Source organism: Rhodopirellula sp. J20-39, assembly GCF_057365095.1.
Genome location: NZ_CP195123.1, coordinates 4,555,967 through 4,579,136 on the forward strand (window position 1 = coordinate 4,555,967; position 23,170 = coordinate 4,579,136).

The 23,170-nt window shown below is 57.3% G+C and carries 17 protein-coding genes; 10 read left to right on the plus strand and 7 right to left on the minus strand.

Translation table 11 applies throughout. The features are described 5' to 3' along the window. Nucleotides 1–79: 79 nt before the first annotated feature. The gene (locus tag ACR3ZL_RS16580; RefSeq protein ID WP_486172790.1) at nt 80–757 is read right to left on the minus strand and encodes a hypothetical protein; all 678 of its coding nucleotides are present in this window, start codon (nt 755–757) and stop codon (nt 80–82) included. A gap of 32 nt (nt 758–789) precedes the next feature. Then, entirely contained in the window at nt 790–2,034 is a 1,245-nt protein-coding gene (locus ACR3ZL_RS16585; RefSeq protein WP_473652005.1) for a cysteine desulfurase family protein, read from the minus strand. 481 nt (nt 2,035–2,515) lie between these two features. On the opposite strand from ACR3ZL_RS16585, the gene odhB reads away from it, so the two are divergent. After that, entirely contained in the window at nt 2,516–3,871 is a 1,356-nt protein-coding gene (gene odhB / locus ACR3ZL_RS16590) for a 2-oxoglutarate dehydrogenase complex dihydrolipoyllysine-residue succinyltransferase (RefSeq protein WP_473652004.1), read from the plus strand. Nucleotides 3,872–4,110: 239 nt separating this feature from the next. Here the strand turns inward: odhB and ACR3ZL_RS16595 are convergent, their stop codons facing one another. Beyond that, the gene (locus ACR3ZL_RS16595; protein ID WP_486172791.1) at nt 4,111–5,946 is read right to left on the minus strand and encodes a TIGR03960 family B12-binding radical SAM protein; all 1,836 of its coding nucleotides are present in this window, start codon (nt 5,944–5,946) and stop codon (nt 4,111–4,113) included. Between the two features lie 305 nt (nt 5,947–6,251). On the opposite strand from ACR3ZL_RS16595, the gene nirD reads away from it, so the two are divergent. Further along, a complete protein-coding gene (gene nirD, locus ACR3ZL_RS16600; RefSeq protein WP_473652001.1) occupies nt 6,252–6,572 on the plus strand; it encodes a nitrite reductase small subunit NirD in 321 nt (106 codons plus the stop codon). 41 nt (nt 6,573–6,613) lie between these two features. On the opposite strand, the gene ACR3ZL_RS16605 is transcribed toward nirD, so the two are convergent. Then, a complete protein-coding gene (locus ACR3ZL_RS16605) occupies nt 6,614–7,117 on the minus strand; it encodes a hypothetical protein (protein ID WP_473652000.1) in 504 nt (167 codons plus the stop codon). A gap of 226 nt (nt 7,118–7,343) precedes the next feature. Next, entirely contained in the window at nt 7,344–8,369 is a 1,026-nt protein-coding gene (fliG, locus tag ACR3ZL_RS16610) for a flagellar motor switch protein FliG (RefSeq protein ID WP_473651999.1), read from the minus strand. Nucleotides 8,370–8,676: 307 nt separating this feature from the next. Between fliG and ACR3ZL_RS16615 the strand changes: the two genes are divergently transcribed. From ACR3ZL_RS16615 to ACR3ZL_RS16630, 4 genes are read left to right on the plus strand one after another with little or no spacing between them, the layout of a single operon-like run. Continuing rightward, a complete protein-coding gene (locus ACR3ZL_RS16615) occupies nt 8,677–9,651 on the plus strand; it encodes an ATP-binding protein (protein WP_486172792.1) in 975 nt (324 codons plus the stop codon). 2 nt (nt 9,652–9,653) lie between these two features. Then, a complete protein-coding gene (locus ACR3ZL_RS16620; RefSeq protein ID WP_473651997.1) occupies nt 9,654–10,355 on the plus strand; it encodes an HAD family hydrolase in 702 nt (233 codons plus the stop codon). Then, the gene (locus ACR3ZL_RS16625; RefSeq protein WP_473651996.1) at nt 10,352–11,635 is read left to right on the plus strand and encodes a GTPase; all 1,284 of its coding nucleotides are present in this window, start codon (nt 10,352–10,354) and stop codon (nt 11,633–11,635) included. Before ACR3ZL_RS16620 ends, ACR3ZL_RS16625 begins: the two co-directional genes overlap by 4 nt. Before the next feature lies 1 nt (nt 11,636). Further along, a complete protein-coding gene (locus ACR3ZL_RS16630) occupies nt 11,637–12,929 on the plus strand; it encodes a class I SAM-dependent methyltransferase (RefSeq protein ID WP_473651995.1) in 1,293 nt (430 codons plus the stop codon). 87 nt (nt 12,930–13,016) lie between these two features. Here the strand turns inward: ACR3ZL_RS16630 and ACR3ZL_RS16635 are convergent, their stop codons facing one another. Together ACR3ZL_RS16635 and ACR3ZL_RS16640 are read right to left on the minus strand one after the other, a co-directional pair. Beyond that, on the minus strand, nt 13,017–14,537 hold the full coding sequence (locus ACR3ZL_RS16635; protein ID WP_473651994.1) for an HD domain-containing protein: 1,521 nt from the start codon (nt 14,535–14,537) through the stop codon (nt 13,017–13,019). Beyond that, the gene (locus tag ACR3ZL_RS16640) at nt 14,534–15,322 is read right to left on the minus strand and encodes a hypothetical protein (protein WP_473651993.1); all 789 of its coding nucleotides are present in this window, start codon (nt 15,320–15,322) and stop codon (nt 14,534–14,536) included. Before ACR3ZL_RS16640 ends, ACR3ZL_RS16635 begins: the two co-directional genes overlap by 4 nt. Nucleotides 15,323–15,758: 436 nt before the next feature. Here ACR3ZL_RS16640 and ACR3ZL_RS16645 point away from each other — a divergent pair, with 436 nt between their 5' ends. The 4 genes from ACR3ZL_RS16645 to ACR3ZL_RS16660 all read left to right on the plus strand — a co-directional run bounded on the left by ACR3ZL_RS16645 (nt 15,759) and on the right by ACR3ZL_RS16660 (nt 23,100). Beyond that, the gene (locus ACR3ZL_RS16645) at nt 15,759–18,098 is read left to right on the plus strand and encodes a protein kinase domain-containing protein (protein ID WP_473651992.1); all 2,340 of its coding nucleotides are present in this window, start codon (nt 15,759–15,761) and stop codon (nt 18,096–18,098) included. A 147-nt stretch (nt 18,099–18,245) separates the two neighbouring features. After that, on the plus strand, nt 18,246–20,048 hold the full coding sequence (locus ACR3ZL_RS16650; RefSeq protein ID WP_473653541.1) for a 4Fe-4S dicluster domain-containing protein: 1,803 nt from the start codon (nt 18,246–18,248) through the stop codon (nt 20,046–20,048). Then, a complete protein-coding gene (locus ACR3ZL_RS16655; RefSeq protein ID WP_473651991.1) occupies nt 20,045–20,983 on the plus strand; it encodes a hypothetical protein in 939 nt (312 codons plus the stop codon). Before ACR3ZL_RS16650 ends, ACR3ZL_RS16655 begins: the two co-directional genes overlap by 4 nt. Further along, on the plus strand, nt 20,980–23,100 hold the full coding sequence (locus tag ACR3ZL_RS16660; protein ID WP_473651990.1) for a hypothetical protein: 2,121 nt from the start codon (nt 20,980–20,982) through the stop codon (nt 23,098–23,100). The genes ACR3ZL_RS16655 and ACR3ZL_RS16660 overlap by 4 nt, the downstream gene beginning before the upstream one ends. Nucleotides 23,101–23,170 lie beyond the last annotated feature (70 nt).

Consider the following 23,170-nt stretch of genomic DNA (forward strand, 5'->3'; position numbering starts at 1 on the left):
TGGACGCCACCCGAACGGTTGTCGAATACCCGCGAATCCAGCTCGACACTTTCATTAGCAAGCGACTCCAGATCGCTCGCTAACGCAAAACAGGGAACTGGCTTTCCAAACCTGGTTGCGTCAATAGTCTCTCGTGATTGGCTCGGACCGCGGATCGAGCCTCCGGTAACCATTCTCCGACTGCAGCGGGAAGCTGAGTCAGCCCAACGCGATTCATCACTTGATTCAACCGCATCAGCAGCGTGTCGTCTTGTTCGTAATCGAACAGAAACCGCGTATTCGCGAATCGCTCCATCGTGCTGGCGATTTGATCGCTCGGCTTTCCGGTAATCTGATTCACCGCTTCTTCAATTTGCGACAGCGGCAAACGGGCGAAGAGACCGTAGTAGTTTTCCACCGTGTCGCGATCGTCGATAAGGTAGTTCGCATCCAACAACATCTCGATCAAGATGTGCCCCACAAAGGTGGGGCGGAAGCCGGAATCGCCAGGCAACAGATCACGAAGCTGCACGGCGAATTCGAGGTTCATCCGCACAAACGTTTCACCACCATGGAACCAATGGTCATCCCGAATGTGCGCGGTAATTCCTTCCGCCACCTCGCGTGCGACAGGATTATCGGACTTCAAAAACGGTGCCGCCATCCGGCCGCGAGCTCGAATCTTTCGATCGATCACCGATAGAAAATCGGGCATCCCAGTACAGACGGCAAGAATCGGTCGGTCGAGATACGGCAAGGCGTGGCAGAGGAAATTCATCCTCGCCAGTGGAACATCAACGGTTGCCGGGTTCAATCGCCAATCTGGGATAAACGTCGATGCGAGGCGATCAGTTGGCGTGCCGCCTCGTCAATCTCCGCCTCCGTTGTAAATCGCCCCAAACCAAATCGTACGCTTCGCCGAGCTTCCGATTCGCTGAGACCGATCGCCAATAGAACATGGCTGGGTGTCGGGTCAGCACTACTGCAAGCCGAACCACTACTGAATGCGACCCCGGGCGTGGCGGCCATCCACGTTTCGCCCTCAACCCGCGGAAGACGGAAATTCAGGTTCCCAGCCAACCGAGGACACTCGTTCCTTTCGCCGCCATCAGCAACCGTCGAACTGAAAGAACGTCCGTCGAAGGCCGGGCCATTGATCAGTAGCCCGTCGATGCTTGAGTTGAGACGGTCCCACAAACGCGAGCGTAACGCCATCAATCGAGCGGATTCGGTTTCGCGGTCAGCAACAGCGATTTCCAGTGCCGCTGCCATTGCAATTACGCCAGCCGGATTCATCGTGCCGCTTCGCAGTCCCCGCTGTTGCCCGCCGCCAATGATTTGAGGCCGCAGACGCACACGGCGGTTTCCATTGCCCGCCAGCAAAAAACCGACTCCCTTGGGTCCGTAGAATTTGTGCGCCGAAGCACTGATCAGATCGATATCTAGCTCCCTAGCATCCATAGCAAGTGGTCCGACCGCTTGCGTAGCGTCACAGTGCAACAACGCGCCGGCGTCGTGGGTGATACGGGCCACTTCCGCGATCGGCGCTATCGTACCGGTTTCGTTGTTAGCCATCATCACGTTGACCAACCCGGTGTGTTGGTCGACCGCGTCTGCCAACGCGTTTAAGTCGATAATGCCCGACGTGTCCGTTCCGACAAAAACCGTTTCCACATCATCGCGTTTCAAGTCCGCCGCTACATCCAACACCGCTGGATGCTCTGTCGATGCAACCACCATTTTGTTGCGTCGATTTCGCGGGTGGGTCATCACGCCTCGCATCGCCAAATTGATGCTCTCGGTCGCTCCTGACGTGATCAGCAAATTTTCGGTCGGACCGTTCAGCACCAATGCGATCTGCTCGACTGCACGGGCCAACGCGTCCGCTGCGGTTCGCCCCAGCGAGTGCGAATCGCTATGCGGGTTGGCGAAGTTGTCCGTCAACCATGGCAACATCTCTGCCACCACTCGCTTGTCACAGGGCGTCGTCGCGTGGTGATCGAGATAGATCACGGCGTCGGACTCCATCGCCGGGTCGTCAGAACGGTTAGACATAGAGGGGGACGACTTTCAAAACGGGCGTGACAAATCGAGTGGGGAATTGTTGGTCCCGGACAAAGTTAAGGCTGAATACCTGAACTGAAAATAGAAACAAACCGCCGTCGCGGTTGCCACGGGGCCATTTTGTCATACGCAAAATACCAAACAATGGCGGATGGGATGCGTTTTGGGGGCGGTTTGGCGTCGACGGCGGTTGCCAAATGCGCGGCGACTCACGCGAACAGGTCGAAAAAGACGCCGTGAAGCGTATGCGAAGGGTAACGTGAAGCAAACTTCCCAAAGTCGGTCCACTGACACGACGCCCGTTGCCCGTTATTCTTGTGGTCCACTATGCTTTTTGTGTACCAAGTTGCTTTCCGTACCAAGTCACTTGCGTGCCAATATGTTTTATCGTTGGGCACTGACCGTCGACCCCCCCAAGTCACGTCCCTAGCTTGCGACCGTTCAAAAGTCTCCTCTTAGGCAAACATTTCCAGTGAGCGAAATCATTCCTGTCGACGTTCCAACCGTTGGCGAATCGATCAGTGAAGTTCAAATCGGCACCTGGCTGAAGAACAATGGTGACTTCGTCCAGAATGGCGAAGACCTTGTCGAGATTGAAACCGAGAAGGCCTCGGTCCAAATCCCAGCTCCGGCCAGTGGATACCTTGAAAACATCACCAAAGAATCTGAAGCCTTTGCAGTGATCGGAGAGACGATCGCGAGCATCCGGGTCGCTGAGGCACCCGCCGACGGGGGCAACGGAGGTGGCAATGGTGGCGGATCCGCAAGTTCGGCTCCCTCGCCCGCAGCCTCTTCATCGAACGCTTCACCCGCCGCATCGCCAGCCCGTGCGTCCGGCGGATCTTCCTCGCCCGGCAAGAGCTCCGGTGGCGGAGCGTTTGTGATGCCTGCTGCCCAACGCATGCTGGACGAGCACAATCTAGACGCGTCCCAGGTACCAGCGACTGGACCGGGCGGACGTTTATTGAAAGAAGACGTTCAGGCTTACATTCGTAGTGGAGCCGCGTCGAAGCCAGCCCCCGCCGCTCAGCCGGCAGCACCGCCTGCGGCACCCGCCCCAGCTTCCCCGCCAGCGGTCAGCCCTTCGCAATCTTACAACACGCCTACCTTGATGAGCGAAAGTTCGTATCGATCCGAAGAAGTCAAGCCGATGAGCATGTTGCGGCGGACGATCGCGTCTCGTCTGGTGCACGCTCAACAAACCGCGGCCCTGCTAACCACGTTCAACGAAATCAACATGGCTCCGGTCATGCAGATTCGTTCGAAGTACAAGGACGCCTTTTTGAAGAAGCACGGTGTCAAGCTCGGGTTCATGTCGTTCTTTGCCAAAGCGACCGTCGAAGCCTTGCGTCGCTATCCCGCGGTCAATGCCGAGATCCGCAACGACGCGATGGTATTCAAAAACTACCAAGACATCGGGATCGCGATTGGCGGCGGCAAAGGCTTGGTCGTGCCGATCCTTCGTAACGTCGAACGCATGTCGTTCGCCGAAGTGGAAGGCTCGATCGGCGAGTACGCTCGACTGGCCGGAGAAAACCGTTTGCAACCGTCCGACTTGATGGGCGGAACCTTCACGATCAGTAACGGCGGGATCTACGGATCGCTGTTGAGCACGCCGATCGTCAATCCGCCTCAAAGCGGTATCCTCGGTTTGCATACGATCCAAGAACGGCCCGTTGCTGAAAACGGCCAAGTCGTGATCCGTCCGATGATGTACGTGGCTCTGACCTACGACCACCGAATCGTCGACGGTCGCGAAGCGGTTGGCTTCTTGGTCGCGATTAAAGAAACGATCGAAGACCCCGCACGTCTGTTCTTAGAAGTTTAGTTCGCCGAAGCTTTGTTCGCCGAAGTTTAGTTCGCCTGGGTTAAACCCCAGGTAGTGGACGAGTTCTGAAGGTAGTGGACGAGGTTACGAGTCCTAGCTCTTGAGTTAAATCAGCAAGGACTCGTTGCCTCGTCCACTAGGGTTACCTGCGAGGACTCGTTGTCTCGTCCGCTAGGGTTTTCTGCAGTCAAGAACTAACGGAATTAGACCCCAAGAACTTGGCACGCACCCTGGCTTGCTTAAGTAGCCGACGCCATATCGGCGAGCTGAATCGTCGCTCGCCCTTGTTCTTTTTCGAGATACGCTCGGCCGAACTTCACGTTGACGTGATCCCAAGGTAGCTTCGACATCATCTCATACTTTTGGTGCACTTGAGCATCGATGTCCAGCCCGGCGTCCTCGATGGCGGTCCACCAGCGTTCTGGGTCCAGGAATTCTGTCCAGCCATCCATCCGTGCCCCGCGTTCCCAAGCCAAGCGAATCGCCTTGCCCGTCCGGCGATCACCGCGACTGATCACGCCTTCCAATAGGCTTGTTTCAATGTCGTGACACTTCACGCTGACACTGCGAATTTGACGACGACGGAACAAATACTTGTGCGCCCACTGGAAATACTCACGGGACTGCATCCCATTCCACTGGTACGGCGTATGAGCCTTAGGCACAAAGTTGGAAACGCTGGCGGTGACCCGCGCGTAGCGGCCCATCACTTCTTTACCGACCGTTGCGATCGTTTCAGCGAGGTCAACGATTCCGTCCAGGTCCACTTCCCGCTCGCCAGGAAGACCACACATGAAGTACAGCTTCACACTGTCGAAACCGTTTGCGAACGCGGCTCGGCAACCTTCGATCAAATCACTGTTCTTGATCTTCTTGCGAATTTGTTGCCGCATGTCGTCACGTGCAACCTCGGGAGCAAGCGTTAGCGAACGACGGCGGTCGCTGCCGATCAATTCCGGCAACGTGCGCAATTGATCGTTCACACGTAAACTGGGCACGGTGATGTTCACGTCGAGCGGGCGGAACACCTCATGCAAACGCTTGACCAGCGTTTCAAAGTGCGGATAGTCGCTGCTGGATAACGACAGCACGCTGATTTCGTTGTAGCCCGTGTTGCGGTAACTCTCCAGTGCACCGGAAACAATCGTTTCCACTTCGCGAATTCGCAGCGGACGCTTGATCACCGTGCTTTGGCAGAACCGGCACAAGTGCGGGCAACCTCGCATGATCTCGATCGCGATCCGGTCGTGGACGCATTTCACGTACGGAACGATAGGAGCCACCGGCAGTTCGATTCCGTCCAAATCCGAAATCACGCTCGGTGCGATTGTCTCGGGAACATCGTCGCGCGTTCGCCGGATCGAAGCGATACGCCCCTCCGTATAATCGGGCTCGTAGAATCGTGGCACGTAAGCATAAGCTAAGGTGCGAGCGACTTCGGCGAGAGTTTCGCTGCGTTGCAAACGTCCTTCTTCGCCATCGGCAAACGATCCGTCTTCGCGACGCACCGCGTTACGAAGCGAAAGCCACAAATCGCATACCTCGGGCAACGCAGGCTCACCGTCGCCGGTGACCATGACGTCGAAGTAATCCGCCATCGGTTCAGGATTCTGACAGCAAGGCCCGCCAGCAACCAGCAGCGGATCCGCCATCGTGCGATCAACCGCTTCCAAAGGCATCCCGCCTAGATCGATCATCGTCAACACGTTCGGAGCACTGATTTCGTACTGCAGCGACAAGCCGATCACGTCAAATTCGGACAACGGAGTGAACGTTTCCAGCGTGTAGAGCGGCAGGCCCTCTTCGCGAAGCTTGGCCTCCATGTCCGGCCAAGGCGTGAAGACGCGTTCAGCACACCAATCGTCGCGTCGGTTCATCAACGAATACAGCACCTGCAACCCATGATGGCTCATTCCAATCGTGTAAGCATCGGGAAAACCGATCGCCAGTTTGCCTTGGAGTGTCGCGTGGTCCTTAACGACGATATTGCGTTCGCCACCGACGTATTGAGCAGGGGTTTGAACGTAGGGCCAAACTCGCGATTCGAGCTTTCGTTTGAGCGGCAGGTTAATCATGAGCATTCGGTCCGAGGATCGGCGTCGGCTGGGGAAACAGTCTTCACCATGTTATAGTACCCGGCGAGATTGTTGTACCGAGAATCGAGCATGACGATTCGAGCTTGACATGCGGCCACCAGATCCCACCGCGACTTTGTGCCGACTGTGATTGAGCTTCGACGCTTCCCATAGAACAATTCGCGACGAAGCGATCAAGATTATCGGTAAGCTCGCCCAAAATGATTGCCTCCGAAAACCGGTGTCACCTTCCGTTTTTCAGCTTCCCAGTTTCCAACTGCCCCATCGAATCAAACGAGAGTCCCATGAGCGAATACGAAAGCGTTGGTAAAGTAGGCGACTTCGAAGACAACGTCGGCAAAGCCGTCCCGGTCGATGGCCGCATGGTCGCCGTCTTTCGAAAAGGCGACGAATGGTACGCGATCGACGACCTTTGCCCGCACATGGGTGCTTCCCTGGCCGAAGGGCACGTGGAAGATTCCTCCGTCACCTGCCCCTGGCACGCCTGGCGATTTTGTATCAAAGACGGAACCTGGGAAGACAACCCACGAACCAAGGTGGACTGCTTTGACGTGAAAGTCGAAAACGACGAAGTCTGGGTGCGAGCTAAACCTGACTCGGAATAGTTCGAACGAAGAGTCGTCGACTTTCAACGCGGCTTCAACCCTCAGCGTTTACTCGCCGGTTCTTCATCCGCGGATTCAGAATTACTTCGCGTGTCATCGCGTCTACCATGACCGCGATCGTCATCCAGCGACGGAACGATCGGCGGTAGTTCGCGGTAGCTGCGGAACATCAATGCACAACCGGCGGCGAAGAGTACCAACATGCCCAGCAAGTGTGTTAGTTTGGTGTCCATGATGAACCGCACACGGCTGATCACCTCGACGGCCAGGACAGCGATTCCGGCGTAGGTCAATATCCACGCCCACTTGCGTCGGGCGTCAACGAACAGTGAAAAGACGCCTAGAAAGAAGGGCACAAACACAATGCCCATCGACGTCGTTTCCATCAACCCGCCACGACGTCCGCCCAGCATCCCGGAAACCAGACCGTGGTGCCCGGTCGACACTCTCACCGAATCGAAGAAGAGGTAACCGCCGGCGATGGCCAGCAACATGCCTCCGAAGAACATACGAGTTCCGCCATGGGTTCCACCGGATCCTAGCACTGCGTGCTCCTGTTACATGAGATAAGTCCGTCCCAAATAGGGACCGGGCATACATTGTAACCTGCCGAGAGGTCGTCGACCGAAAGCGGCACGACTGAACCGCCTTCGTTCAGGAAGAACGCGTGTGGGTCTGGGGATTCAAAGCCGCCGATCGCTGCAACACGCTCCACCGCGTGGTCGTGATCAGACCTTTCGTCACCCCGCCGCAAGCCGAAACGGTCCCGGCCTAGGTCACGTATTCTTCTTCGCCTTCGCCGGTCGGACGTGAGATCTCGCCGGTGTCTTCGAGATGACGTACCACATCGACAATCTTCTGCTGGACAGCTTCGACTTCGCTGATCCGAACGCTGCCGAGATAGCCCATTTCTTCGCGTAGGTTTTCCGCAGCGCGGGAACTCATGTTGCGAAGCACCTTTTCCTGCAACGGTTCGCTGGCACCCTTCAACGCCATCGCCCACTGTGATGTTTCGACATTCTTCAACAAGGCTTGAATGTCGCGATCGCCCAGTTTTGCGATGTCTTCGAATACAAACATCAAGCGGCGAATGTCTTCGGATAGCTCGGGATCTTCGCGTCCCAGCGATTCCATGATTGTGCGTTCGATCGCTCGTTCGACCACGTTCAAGATTTCGGCGACGCTTTCGACACCACCCATCGTGGATTGTTGTTGGTTGACCATGCTGGACAATCGCAACTCTAACCCGCGTTCCAGCTCGGCGACCGCGTCAGGACTGGTGCGGCCGATGTTTGCGATCCGGCGAATGACCTCGAGTTGTTTTTCTGGATCCAATCCAGCCATCACCTCCGCTGCGTAAGACGATGGAACGTGGCTTAACAGCAACGCGATCGTTTGTGGGTGTTCGTCGCCGATGAACTGCAGCAAGGTTTGGGTGTCGACCTTCTTAACGAAACCGAACGGCATCGCTTCGATGGTTTGCTGAAGATTGCCAATCATCTCCGAAGCGTCACGTCCAAGAGCTTCTTTGATTAGCTCTTTGGCTCGTTCCAAACCACCCGGACTGGCATAGATCGAGCTCGCCTTGCTGGTCAAGAACTCCGCCATGACGACTTCTTGTTCGTCGCCACCCACCGAGTCGATCTGCGCGATCTTGATGCTAATCGTTTCGATCAGCCGCGGCGGAAGTTGCCCCATGACCTGTGCCGCTGTCTTGGTGGGCAAGCACATTAACAAAATCGCAGCCTTTGTCAGGCCACGGTCTTCGTCGGTCATCGTCGCAAGGTTAGCTGACATCGGTCGACACTGTGTGTATTCGGATACGTGCTGGTGATTCGGGAAATAGGGGTAGTTCCGCTTTGAGGGAATATCGGCAATGCAGCGATCCGGCTGAAATTCTGCGACGATGTTTTCGGACATCTGACCGCAACAACTCTGGCAAACGGTGTAATCGTTCAGGTACCGCCCCGTCCGGGCTGCCAAATCCCTACAATCGCTAGTCTTTGCCGCGAAGCAGCACTTGATGGGAGTGTGGTTCGTGGTCACCATGATCACGTAGTTTAGGTCCGAATTTCGGTCCAATCGAGTTTCAGGAGCCCTACTGATGATCCTCGCCGAGAAAACCGCCGCCTGCACGCTCGTCGTTTCGAAGGGCCAATCACGCAATCCCGCCAAACGCGCGTTGGAGCAGGCTGTTGCTGATGCCGCCGGTTCCATTGCCGGGCTGGAAGTGGTCGTGGTGCCGCATTTGTATGACTTGCCCAAAGATGGGGAGTCGTTTCAGCGTCTCAAGGAGATCGAAGGCGACATTATCCTGGCGAGCTGGATCTTCCCCCGCGCCGCCCACTGGGTTCTGGACCGCAACGGAGTGGGGGGCACGCCCGGGGAGGTATTGCTGGGCCAGGAAGAACTGGAGACGCGACAGGCGACCGATATCGACCGGGTCACGGATTTGTACCCAAGACCAGAGCGATCCATCTTTTGCATCGACCTGAAAGCATCCGAGACCACATCGGATTACGTTGGCGAAGTCCATCGCATCTTAGGAATCGATGGTACGACTGGCGATCCAACATCCTTGCCCATCGTCGGCGGTGCGATTGAATCCATCGACGAAACGACTCAACGTCGCTGGTATCCCGTGATCGACTTCAGTCGGTGCACCAACTGCATGGAGTGTATCGACTTCTGTTTGTTTGGTGTTTACGGCGTCGATGGTGCCGAAAGCATTCTAGTTGAACAGCCTGATAATTGTCGCAAAGGTTGTCCTGCGTGCAGCCGCGTGTGTCCCGAAAATGCGATCATCTTCCCGCAACACAAAGCCCCCGCCATTGCCGGTGCCCAAACTGAAGGCGACGAGGGATTCAAGATTGATCTCTCGCAGCTATTTGGTGCACCAACGACCGACGGCGATCCGATCGCCACTGCGGCACGCGAACGTGACGAACAACTGCTGCTGGCTGGACGCGACGCGATTGGCATCGACGATCAACTGAAGAAGCGACAAGCTGGATTGGCGGCATTGCCGAAGGATGACCTGGATCGGCTGGTCGACTCCCTTGATGACATGGATCTTTGATTTTGAACGAACACGAATTGCAACACGACGCGCCCCTTAACGAACGGGTCCAAGGCGTGGCGTTGGACATGGACGGGCTGCTGTTCGACACCGAACGAATCTACTATCAAGTCGGCGACGTCGTGCTGCAGCGTCGCGGCTACCGGTTCAGCAACGCGTTGCAAACTCGCATGATGGGCCGCGTTGGCGTCAGTGCGATTGCTGAAATGATCGCCTTCCACCAATTGGATGACGAACCGCTTGCGTTGCTGGAAGAGTCCAATAAGGTCTACGGCGAGATGCTGCTCGACCTGTTGCGTCCGATGCCCGCCCTGACGGAGTTCATCGAACAATTGACTGAGAGCGGATTACCGTTTGGCGTGGCGACCAGCAGTCAACGACAATTCGTCGACATGATCTTGCCGACGACGAACTGGCACGACCAGTTGACGTTTATCTTGACCGGCGACGACGTCACCAATGGCAAGCCACACCCCGAAATGTATTTGAAGGCTGCCGACGCACTGAAAATTGCACCGCAAAACATGCTGGTCCTTGAAGACAGCGGCAACGGTGCGGCCGCAGCCATCGCCGCCGGCGCGATCACCGTTGCAGTGCCGAACGAACACACCCGCGACCAAGCATTCGAAGGTGCCACACTGATCGCGGAATCATTGGCCGATTCGCGTCTCTGGTCGATGCTGCCAAAGTCTAGCCAAGCATGAGTGGAAAGCTCTCCAACTCAACCTCGGTATCGAAGGCGGCGGACACGATCGCTGGGAAAACGATCGCTGAGCCAACGATTACTGGGCAAACGATGGCCGCCCAGTTGACTGCTTCCGGGCGGTCGGCTGTTGCGGTGATCGGACTTCAAGGCGAAAAGGCGGAAGAGTGTATCCGCACGTGCTTTCGTCCCGTGCGAGACCGAGACTATCAGCCTGGACAGGTCCGATATGGCGATTGGCGAGTGGATGGTCTTAATGCCGACTCCGGAGCAGATGCTGATGCCGGCGAGTCTGTTGTCGTCACACCAGTTGCAACGGACCATTTTGAAATCCATGCCCATGGCGGGATTGCGGCCGTAAGCCGAATCTTGCGATCGCTGGACGCTTGCGGCGTGGCGGTCGTTAACACCGAACAGTTCGCTCGTCGGGATACGCCCAGCTTCCTTCAACGAGAAAACGAAAACGTTTTGCAGCGATGCACGACGACTCGCAACGCTGCCATCGCCATGCAGCAATGTCGGAGCGGTTTACCAGCTTGGTTGGTTGAATTGCAGCAACCAAAATTTGCATTGGAAGCGGTGGTCAGCCAGGCCCGCGATATGCTGCAGTTCACGCAGGTCGGCATGCGGCTTAGCCAGCCGTACCGAGTGGTTCTGGCGGGACCGCCGAATGTCGGCAAGAGCAGCTTGATCAATCGGCTTGTTGGTTATGGCCGATCCATCACTCACAACGAAGCTGGCACGACCCGCGACGTAGTCGATTGCGACACCGTGATCGCGGGTCTTGCGATCCGGCTTTCCGATACCGCTGGAATCCGTGATGGCGGTGGCGAGATCGAACGCGAAGGAATCCGCCGAGGCGCGTTGGCGGTCGGACAAGCTGACCTAGTCATCGTCGTAGTCGATCCAGAATGCCTGAATCAACTTTCACGGTTGCGAAAGGATGTCCTGGAAGCGGCCCCCGCATGCAAGATCATCGAAGTGCTCAACCAAGCGGATCGGCTTGACGGAAACAATTCCGCATCGACGGTTCCGATTCCCAAACTGCGAACGATCGCCCTCGAATCTGCATTAGAACCTGCGTCCGAGCATGCCAGCGACGATGGCATTGAATCGCTTTCCGAGGAAATTGTCAGAACGCTACGTCCGGAAGATCCACCTCTTGGGACGGCGATTCCGATGACGCCGCGTCAGACCCAATGGTTGCGAAAAATCACGGAAGCGGAATCGCTGGACGAAGCGAAACGCTGCCTCACTCACTTGCAGGATGGAACCGAATGATATGCCCGTGTCTCTGAATTACGAACACGCTGTCCTAGGTGAAATCACCGAGACGATGCAGGCCGACTTATCGCGTCTAGCATCCGGCGACGATAGCCGCGGTCTACAAGGCGAATATTCCTCGGCGCAGGTCGCGGTGATGCGTGACATCGCTTCGTTGCAAGTCAAAGCCAGACGCACGTTCGCCCCCAATGAAGTGTCCGATCGAGCTTGGTGGGTCACTCGCACGGGATTGCAACAATCAACACAAGCCTCGGTCGCTGAACTAAAAGCGAGTTGGTTCGGTGACGGTTTGGTGGCGGATGTCTGTTGCGGGCTAGGAAGCGACTTGATCGCGTTGGCCATGCGTGGCCCCGCGATGGGCATCGACATCAATCCTGATACGCTTGCGTTCGCGGCCGCCAATCTGCGAACAGCCTTGTCCGAAAGCCAACTCGCTGGCGTTGGTTTGCGAGCAGCCGATGTCACCGCCGGCGACGTCCAAAGCTTGATCGGCGATGCGAACTTGCTTCACATCGACCCGGATCGTCGAGCGGGCGGGACACGACACACATTGGCCGATGACCTGATTCCGGACTGGCAACGAGTGCTTGAGCTGATCGACGGGTGTGAAGGTGCCGCGATCAAACTGGCCCCAGCAACCCAATTCCCTGGCGATGATCCGCGTTCGGGTGATTTTGAAACATCTTCAACGCCATCTGCGAAAGAGTTTCACCGGCTGTGGATCGCGACCGGTGGTAGCGTCCGTGAACAGACGTTGGCATGCGGCAAGATTCTGCAATGCGACTGGCTGCAAGGTCATCGAATGGTACCGGGCGGACGCTCCGCCGTTTGCCTGCGTGACGGTCAAACGCATGTATTCACTCACGGTGGCGGTTTGGAAGAACAGCGTGCTCCGATTAGCGGACCAAGCGATTACATGATCGATCCAGATGCATCGATCCGAGCCGCCGGGCTGACGGACGCTTTTGCCAACGAAATCGGTGCCAGCGTGATTGCCCAGGCGAGCGGATTCCTGACCGCTGACGACCTTGAAAAACAACTCCCGTTCGCGGAACTTGCTTCGTCCGCAAAGGTGATCGAGGTCGTGGGCTGTGACGAGCGAAAGCTAAAGCGCTGCTTCCGAAATCGGGGTGCATACCCTGATGTCATCAAGGTCCGCGGTGCCGACATCGATCCCGCCAGGCTCGCCAAACGGCTGCGTCCTTGCGGCGAAGAACCACTCGGATTGTGGATCGGTCGAGAAGGCAAGCGGACTTACGCCGCCATCACGGAACTGCCCACCAAAGGTTGAACGTTTACATTCCGCAAGCCGGTAGTGATACACCTTCACTCAAGCAACCGATCACTGAAGCAACCAATTCGCGGTCACAGATTTCTTTCAATCCGGCAGCTCATCGGCAGCCTCGAGTAACCACTGCTCGATCAGCGAGTCGCTTTCAGGGCATTGCGCTTCTAGCTGCGAGCGGACTTCGGCGGGAGCAAACACGCGGACTCGCTTAACGTGGTTGTCGAACTGGCGATTGGCCAACACAGATGCAACCGGCGAGACGTCACCGAGTGTGAAAATTTGATTCGACCGACCAATGACGTCGATATTGATATCCACCTCTAGCTTCGACGGCGGTGCGTCGATCAGCACAAGCTCGGGCGGCAAGTCGATGTCGAGTTCAAGGTTCAATCGCCGGGTCAAAAGCAAACCACACTGGACGAGCCACTGATACGGACGTCGGGCCAACCGCTGGTGAACCGGGTCACCCGACTCAACATTGAACTGGGCGATTCGCTTAAGTAACCGCCGCTGCGGACCAAACAAGCCATCGACCAACGTGGTTACTCCCTTGTCCCCGGATGCAGTAGCGGACTCACGCAGTCGCTCGACCCATTTCGCATCCGACTCATCGGCCCATGCAGCCAAATCAATGCGTTGTGCCGGATCGCCGGTTTGACGTTGGGGCTGATGCAATTCAAAAATAGCTCGCTGCAACATCGCGGTCGCGGCCCGGACGGCGTGATGCCAGTACACTTCGCTGAACATCACATAACGACCGAACACCATCATTTCGGCTGCGGTACGGCCCTTCTCAATGATCGAAAGCTTCGGCTTGGTCGGATGCGCCCGAAACGCAGTGAGAATCCGGTCGGGATCAAAATTACGACCGTAAGGTACCCCGGCATGAAGGCTATCGCGTTGCAAATAGTCAAGCTTGTCGATGTCGATCGGACCGCTCAGGCAACTGGCAAAGAACGATGCATCCGACTCGCTCAACCGACAATCCGGCCGATCGTGAAAAGACTTGGGTCGCAGGATCGACATCACATCGTCAACGCCGCAGTCCCAGTCATCACGCAAACAATCCGCAAGTGGCCCGCTGCGTAGCATCGCTTCGACGCGATCCTCATGCTTCATTGCGGTTGCCGAACCACTTTGGCTAACCGCGTCACCCATGTCTTCGATCGGGTGGCAAAACGGCCAGTGGCCCGCGTCGTGAACCAACGCCGCCACCAAGAATGCTTGTTGTGCCAAAGACGCCTGGCGAGAGACCGGATTACGGATCACATCAATCGAGCCGGTCAACTGACGCAGCACCGCCAGTGCGTTGGCGTAAACCCCCAATGAGTGCTCCAAGCGGCTGTGCGTCGCACCGGGATAGACCAGCGAGACGAGTCCAAGCTGACTAATTGACGCCAATCGCCGCATCGCCGGACTGTCCACGATCCGTCGCACACGTTCGGTCATCGGCACGTCCAACGACGGCGGAATCCGCACGTGCGAAACTCGGTAGGTCGATCCGGTGGAATCCCAACCTAAGACTTCGGGAAGCTGAGCTTCGACGGGACGCGACTCAGCAGACTCCGCCTTGCCTTCAGAACGGCTGGGCTCATCGTTCGGCGAGCTCAAACCAACCACCCTGACGCCATGGAAGCGACCGAAGCGAAAAAGCCACCAAGACCATTTAGCAGTTCGAGCGAGAGACGGTAGTCGTCTTCGACCGCCTGGCCAGCAAAGTTCACGCCGGCGATCAGTCCGGTAATGATGACAACGGCATAGTAAAATCCGGCATGAATGAAGCCTGGCAAGAACTCCAATTCAAAACACGCCACGGATGCAAATGCACCGAGCACACCCATGATGCAAAACGTGATTCCGGCCACCGTCCATGACATCTCATTCGCCGCGTCCAGCTCCAGCACATATGCCGGAACGAACGCGTAAACCAACCACGTCAGCACGAACAGGCTCGAACAAATCAACACACGGTTTCGAAGTTCGATCCCGGTGTAAGGTGCCAGTTCGCGATCATGGACAAAGCTGTAGCCAATCCGAGTCAGCGGCAATGCCAACAACACGATCCCCAACAACTGAGCCCAGAGCGGCGGCCCCGTCTCGCCAGATGACATTCGAAAGTAGACCGCAACCAAAAGCAAAACGGCGACGGCGCTGGATGCAATGATCAGCATTCGGTTGGTCAGTTCCGGATCACTGATCGTGATCGGCTTCAGGACGCTTTGCCCCTTGGAGTCCTTCGGGGCACCGTCCTCGGGTGCGTGAACGACGACTTCTTCGGACTTATCAGGGATTCGGATCGGCTTTTTGCAGGCCGGGCAGGGGCCAGACTTACCAGCGAATTTGTCGCTGACTTGAAAGCGTTTCAGGCAACTGGGACAGGTGACTTGAATCGACATTGCGACCCGCTGAAGAGACAACTAGGAAAAGAAGAAAACCGCCGGCTGAAGTTTAACCGACTCCATCGCGTTCGTCGCCCGGTTGCCCCAGGTTCTGATTGGCAAGGTAAACCTTTGGCAGCAAGCGGGAAAATCCCTGCATCGCCCGCCCTAGCCGATCCCAATCCGCGCCGGAAGGCAGTCTGATGACAACGTGGGACGATGAACGTAGCCGGAACTCAACGTGTTGTGGGAGCACGTCCCAGCAACCGACAGAAATCACACCAAGTGAACCCAACTTAACCAAGCCAGCGTAGTGGCGGGTTGCGGGTGTGCGATCGACATTTCGTTGGTAGATTCATGGCAGTGCTTCGCTGCAACACCCCTATGATTCTGCTGGAACGCAGCCCCCAGAACTTTCCTATCGCCTGTCACCACTCTTACCCGGCCCAAACGGTTGCCTGACCCCAACTCTGCTCCCGACGATGCGTTCCCACCGGAATCGCTTCCGACAGAATCTCAAAGCATGGGTGGCCAGGCTGCGGCGCGGCGCATGTCGCTGCAGGCCAAAATGCCGCCGTCAGATGTGCCAGGGGTCCAGATCGAGCGATTTCTGGGAGCAGGCGCATTCGGTCAGGTTTGGGTCGGACGAGACCTGAACACCGGCCGCGGCGTGGCCGTGAAATTCTACCTGCACCGCGGCGGCGTGAACTGGTCGCTGTTGTCGCGTGAGGTCAAGAACCTCGTCCAGTTGTCGGCCGACCGTCACGTCGTCCAGGTTCTCGAAGTCGGCTGGGATGGGGACCCGCCGTACTACGTGATGGAACTAATCGAAGGTGGCTCACTGGAGGAAATGCTGCTGCGGCGGGGCCGTTTGCCGGTCAGCGAGGCGGTCGACCTGTTTACCAAAATTTGTGTCGGCCTGAACCACTGCCATGGCAAGGGCGTGCTGCACTGCGACGTCAAACCGGCCAACATTTTGCTTGCGGCCGACAATGAGCCACGACTCGCCGATTTCGGGCAAAGCCGTATGTCGCACGATCAGTCGCCCGCGATGGGGACGCTGTTCTACATGGCTCCTGAACAAGCTGACTTGAACTCGACACCGGACGCTCGCTGGGACGTCTACGCCGCGGGCGCGATCCTGTATCGGATGTTGACCGGGAATGCTCCGCACCGGGACGCTTCGCTACTGTCGCAATTGGACACCGAAAAATCGCTGCCCGGCCGCCTGGCTCGTTACCGTCAAGCGATCGCGGATTCCCCGTCCGCGATTAGCCAGTTACCTCGCAATAGCCTGGACCGTCCGCTGCGCCGGATCATGCAGCAATGCCTGGAGGTCGATCCCAAGAATCGCTACGCCAACATGCAACAGGTCATCGATGACCTCGGCCGACGCGATGCCGCCCAAACCCGTCGTCCGCTGATGCTGTTTGGAATCGTGGGCCCGTTGCTATTGCTGTTGGCGACTTGCTTCTTCGCGTTTCGCAGTATCAACCGAGCCACGACGTCGGCGACCAGGGCGCTTCGCACAGAAGCGTTCGGCAGCAACCAATTGGCAGCACGCTTCGCGGCGCAGACGCTTGAAACCGAGATCCATCGTTACTTCGATATTGCTAGAAAAGAGTCTCGGCGGACTGCGTTTGAGTCTCTGCTGCGGGATACGCTCGCCGACGAAGAGGTCAGCCAAGCATTGGCAAAGATCAATGCCGCGCCCACACCGGACGCTGCCCTGCAGGAAACCGCCGCCCGAGATGTGGTGCTCGACTCGCCAATCCGGCTGAAGCTGAATCAATACATGGACGAACGATTGGCGATGTACGACGCCAGTCAAGCGACATCGATCCATCACCAACAACTCGCGTCGATGTTCTTTTGTGATCGGCGTGGCACGATTTTGTCCATCGCGTACGGCAAACCGATCGCTCGGGAACAAGACAGCGTTGGACGCAACTTCGCGTTCCGGACCTATTTCAGCGGACATCGCGACGAATTGCCGCGTGACAGTTCACTTAGCCATATCGAGCCGCTGAGTGAAACGCATCTTTCGTCCGCCTTCCAAAGTACGGCGACAGGAATGTGGAAGGTCGCTGTTAGCACGCCGGTTTGGCTTTCCGAAGAGAAGCGGGATGACGACGAAAAGCGAGCGCCCGCCGACGGTGTGTTCGTGATGACCATCAATTTGGGTGATTTCCAGCTTTTGCAGAGCACTCGAGGAGCCAGCCAAGTCGCCGTATTGGTCGAGGCTCGGGAAGGGCCGCTGCGAGGCACCGTGCTGCAGCATCCGTTGATGGATCAACAACGTAGCGAAGGGGAAACGCTTTCGGAGCAACGATTCCAGGTTCCCGCTAATTTGCTGGACCGATTACTCGACGGCGGCGACGTGGATTACCGTGACCCGATGGTTGAGGCCCCGGGCGGCAGCGAATTTGCTGGTCCGTGGATCGCCGCGATGCAACCCATCACTTTGCCGGGCATCCCGATTGCCCAACCTCGCGACGATGGGCAAACACCGCAAACCTCCCAAGGTGAGATTCGTCAGCGTCGGCGAGGTGAGCGTGAAACCGACTTGCTGGTATTGGTTCAATACCGTCTTTCAGACGTTCTGGGACCGGTCGGCCAGCTCCGGCATTCGTTGTTTCGCGAAGGTTTGGCCTCCGTTGCCTCGATTTTGCTCGTTACGTTCGCCTTGTGGTGGGTCGTCCGACGGGTGACGCAAGACCACACGATTCGCCCGGTTCGCGACCCAGACAGCGAAGCCGACCCTGAAGCGGTCAAAACGATGACCATCCACTAATTCGGACTTTCGTTTCACCGACGAAATGGGTTAGGACTAGCCTGAATCCACTTCTCACCACGCATGGAGGCGTGTTGTTTGAAATCCTCGCACGAATCTGTCGCTGTGCAGCGTCCACGCCGTTGGGCCGAGCCGCTCGACCCGCTGATGACGGATGCGGACGTGGATTGGTTGATGCAACGGATGCCGTTTGCGGGCCTGGACGCATCAGCGTTCCCCCGTTCGATTCCGTTGGATGGCGTGCTTAAAAACGATTGCCGTTTACATCGGTTTTCACCGGGGCAAGTGATTGTGCGTGAAGGCGACTACGCCAATAGCGCTTTCCTGGTGCTCGACGGGCATGCGGAATTGGTAACCCGCCCGGTCCCGCCCGACGTGCTCGGCCGGCGTGAAGTAAAGAAGCAAAGTTGGCCGCGTGCGATTTGGCAACTGCTGCGTCCATCCGGATTTACCGAAGCTCGTGACCCCGAAGACGTGACGCCCGATGTGGTGATGCAAGATCGCCAGGGCACTCATAGCGGCGGCGCGAACGATTCGGATTCCAACAGCAGCGTCCCAACGCTCTTCCTGCAAGACTTCGCCGGAATCGTTCGCGCCGGTCAAACCGCCAAACTGGTCGCCGGCGAAATGTTCGGCGAGGTCGCCACGATGCTGCGTGGTCCGCATGGTGCGACCGTTATGGCGGGTGACAATGCCACGCTTCTCGAAATTCGGCTGCAAGGCCTGAAGATGCTGCAGCGGGACATTGAGTTCGCTCGCCGCATGGACGAACACTACCGCACCCATTGGCTTGGCGTTCACCTCCGCGAAATCCCGCTGCTTCGGTTCGTGCCCGAATCGAACATGCAGAACATCATCGATCAAACCGAACTGCGTTCCTTCGGTCGCTTGCAATGGAACGCCGACTACAGCAAGACTCGCAAGCTATCACCAAGCGAACAAATTGAATCGGAGCCCATCGTGGCCACCGAGGGACATCAGGTCACCGATCTGATCGTCGTTCGCAGTGGGTTCGGCCGAGTTTGCCAAAGCTACGGTGCGGCTCAACGAACGACGGCTTACCTCGGAAAAGGCCACGTCTTCGGACTGGAAGAAACCACATTAAGCGTGACCGGCGGTGGCAGCAAACCACTGCAGCATTCGCTTCGCGCGGTCGGCTTCCTCGACACGCTGCATATTCCGGTGGAGTGCTTTGCTCGCGAAGTCCTGCCCCACATTCGCCGTTCGGAACTGCCCGGTTCGGCCGCCGCGGCAATGTCGCCCGCGATGATGAAGGACGAGCCTCGCGAACGCCGCACTTCCACCCGCGACTCGCGCGAGCCAAGTGGCGGTCTGCCGATCGTCAACGTGTCCAGTGATTCGTCGCAAACCTGGCACGAACTGCCCACGTCAACTGGCACGTCATTCGAGCCGACCGGTTTGCTCGAGTTCATCGTGCAGAACCGCTACAACAATGGCCAGCACGCGATGATCATTGACCTGCATCGCTGCACGCGTTGCGATCAATGCGTCAAGGCTTGTGCCGACGTACACGACGGGAACCCGCGTTTCGCACGCATCGGTAACCACCACGAGCGATTGCAATTTGTCCAGGCGTGCATGCACTGCACCGACCCGGTTTGCATGATCGGTTGCCCCACCGGCGCGTTGCACCGGAACGAAACAACCGGCCTGGTTAACGTATCGGAAAACATCTGCATCGGATGCGGAGTGTGTGCCAAGGGATGCCCCTACAGCAACATCGAAATGGTTTCGATCCAAGACAAGAAGGGCCGCCCCTACATGGACGAGAAAAGCGGCAGCCCGATCATGAAAGCAACCAAGTGCGACCTTTGCACCAGCGTGCCGAGCGGTCCCGCTTGCGCCGCCGCGTGCCCGCATGATGCTTTGGTGCGAATTGATTTGAGCGAATCACCGCCGCTAGATGACTGGCTTCGGAGACGAACATGAGTAGCGCAGTTGAGCGTCGGCAAACCGTGGCGGCGAAACCGACATCGGCTCTTTCCACACTAGCGACACACTGGATAGAACGAATCACTGGCGGCGGACGGCGTTATTCGTTCCGACGGCGACGGCTGGTTGCTTCAGTTTCCGTGTTGGTTGCTCTGACGATCGCGTCGGCTATCGCAGCCCAAATGGATGCGGCGTTATTGCACCGTGGTGTGATGACAGGCTGGACGTTGATGGGATGCCTGGTCGTGCTGATGTTGATCGGCGTGCGTCGTCGCATTCCCATTTTGCCGTTGGGAACGATGAGCACGTGGACTCAAATCCATATCTACACCGGGCTCTTCGCGGTGGGCATGTTCCTGCTGCATGTGCCAGCGATTCTAAGCGGCCGGTTAATCCCGAGCGGATACTTCGAAGCCACCTTGGCGATCCTGTTTTGGGCCGTCAGCGGTTCTGGGATTTACGGACTATTCGCAAGTCGACGATTGCCAACGCAGCTAACCAACGTGGGCGAACAGATTCGGTTCGATCAGATCCCATGGCGACGCCAACAAATTGCGGACGCCGCTCAAGCCGAACTCGACGCCCTGACGACGCCAGCTTCGATCCGCGTGTTGGGCGAATTCGATGCGCTGTATTTGCGTCGTTATCTGACCCGAGCACCATCGTGGCGATACATGTTGATACCGACTTCGGTACGTCGGCGACGAATGATGGCCGGACTGCAAGAACTGAACCGTTACCTCGATGATGAAGGGCAAACGACGACCGGGAAATTGTCAGGTTTAGTACGTATGCGTGACGATCTGGACTATCAATACGCACTGCAGTTTCGCCTTCGAGCGTGGGTGATCGCGCATGCCACGGGATCTGTTGCGTTGATCGTGATTGCCCTCACGCATGGACTACTCGCAATGCGGTTCGTTGAATCATGAAGCGTGTCTCCGTACAACTCGAACCGCCACCTCGGCTGATCCGCCCGTCTCGACGTCGGCCGTTGTTCGTCGGCGTTTTGTTGGCGTTTACCATCGGCTTGATTGTCGTTTTCGGCACGACGCTCGCGCCACATGTCGTCAAGCCCGGACCGCTTGCTACGCCGCATGCCCAAATTCTGGAAGGCACGCTAACGCAGGATCGCTGTGCTACCTGTCACGCAAACGTGACGGCAAACGGTTGGTCCGCAATCCGTGAATCCGGCCACGCGAACACGTCAATGACTGGTTTGCAGCTCGACGCTCTGGGAAACCCCAGCGGCGAAACGCTCACGATGACGGATAAGTGCGTCGCTTGTCACCATCGTCGTATCGCACCTTCGCTCGCCCGCTCCGCACACAATCTTTCTGCTGACGATCGACAATGGTTAACCCAGCGTCTGCACCGAACGCCCAATGAACCGAATGCGGTCCGAACAGTTTCGACGAACATTAGCGATGCGGATCAACTTGCTTCTTGGTTGATCCCGAACGCAGCGATATCGCAAGACGACGTGGCGTGCAATGTTTGCCACCAGGAACACCATGGTGCCATGGCTAACCTCAGCGACGTGACCGACCAACGTTGCCAAACCTGCCACACCCGTCAGTTCGGTTCGTTCGCAACGACGCACCCGCCGTTCGAAGATTATCCGCCGCAATCCACACGAACGATCGCGTTCGATCACGCAAAGCATGCCAACGTGCACTTCCCCAAGGAAGCGGAAGCACGTGGCGATTCTGGCCAAGCCCAGTTCGATTGCCGGTCTTGCCACGCCGTCGACATGTCTTCGCCAATCGCGTTGAGCGACCCAATCGTCAGCACGCTTCCCTTTGAAGTTGCCTGCATTTCATGCCACGACGAAACCCTGCGAGTTCAAATCGCATCAGGACCCGCATTGATCTCGTTGCCAACTCTGCCGCGCGAAGTCGCGGTTGAAATCAACGGTTGGCCCGAAGACGCCACCGGCTCGCCGGATGGCGAACTCTCCGCGTGGATGCGGTTGCTACTAGCTGGTCAATCTCCCGAATTGAACCTTGACGGCATGGACTCGCTGGGACTGGTGGACTGGGATTCGCCCGCGAAACAACAGCAAGCCGTCGCGATTGGGAAGGCGATTCGCAAACTTGCGATTGATCTATCCCTGGAAGGGCAGTCACATCTCGAGCAACTTGCCCGTCAAGCCGGAGCCGGCGAAGCCGCCGCCGCCACGTTAGCTCGATCCTTTCAACCACAATTGTTGCGTGACGCCGTTGCGCAGTGGTTCGGCACGGATTCTACCAAGCCCGCTGATCGGTTTAGCGAACGGGGAACGTCTCGACCGCCTACTCAACTGGTGGCATTCGGCGATGATAACTTGTTGACCGATTGGTCTCTTGAGCCCGATCCGCTAGCGCTGCCAGCGCAGCCCGACAACAACGAAGCAAATGCCGGCACGTCGGATGACTGGAAACGCGATCTGCAATCTCGTTTCGATGCATCTCGAACTCAAGCTTTAGGCGGATGGTACCGCGACGACTTAACGATGTCAGTGCGTTATCGGGGCACTGGACACAGCGATGCAGTGATCCGCACATTAATGGAAATTGCCAGCGAGCTTGACATGGATCTCGGCGGAGAAGCAACCGTCGCGTCTTGCCGAGAATGTCACCAAGCCGAACGCTGGAACGCGTCACCGACTGACACACTCCGAGATCGCTTGACCAAGTTCACGCATCGGCCGCACTTGGATATCCAAGGTCTACAAGATTGCCAGCATTGCCATCAATTGACTGGCCCGACCGACTCGTCGCCGCAAAATAACCACGACGACATTAACGTGGCTGCGTTCGAACCCACCTTCGGTGAATCATTCGGGCTCTTCGATAGCGTGTTGGCCAAGCCCGAACTGCCAGAGCCTTTGGAAGACCCAAGCGACAACTTCCGCTCCAGCGATTTCGACCCCATCACCAAACAGAACTGCGCCAGTTGTCACACGTCATCCGCCGCCGGCGACCGCTGCACAACATGCCATCGCTATCACGTTGGCGTCCCCGATCGAACGCCGGCCGCGAACGAAAAACGGCATCCGACGCAGTGACTTGATCCCCGTCGGGTTTCACAAACGACGTCTCGCATGGCCGGCCGTCATTCGAACTTCGCTCAACCTA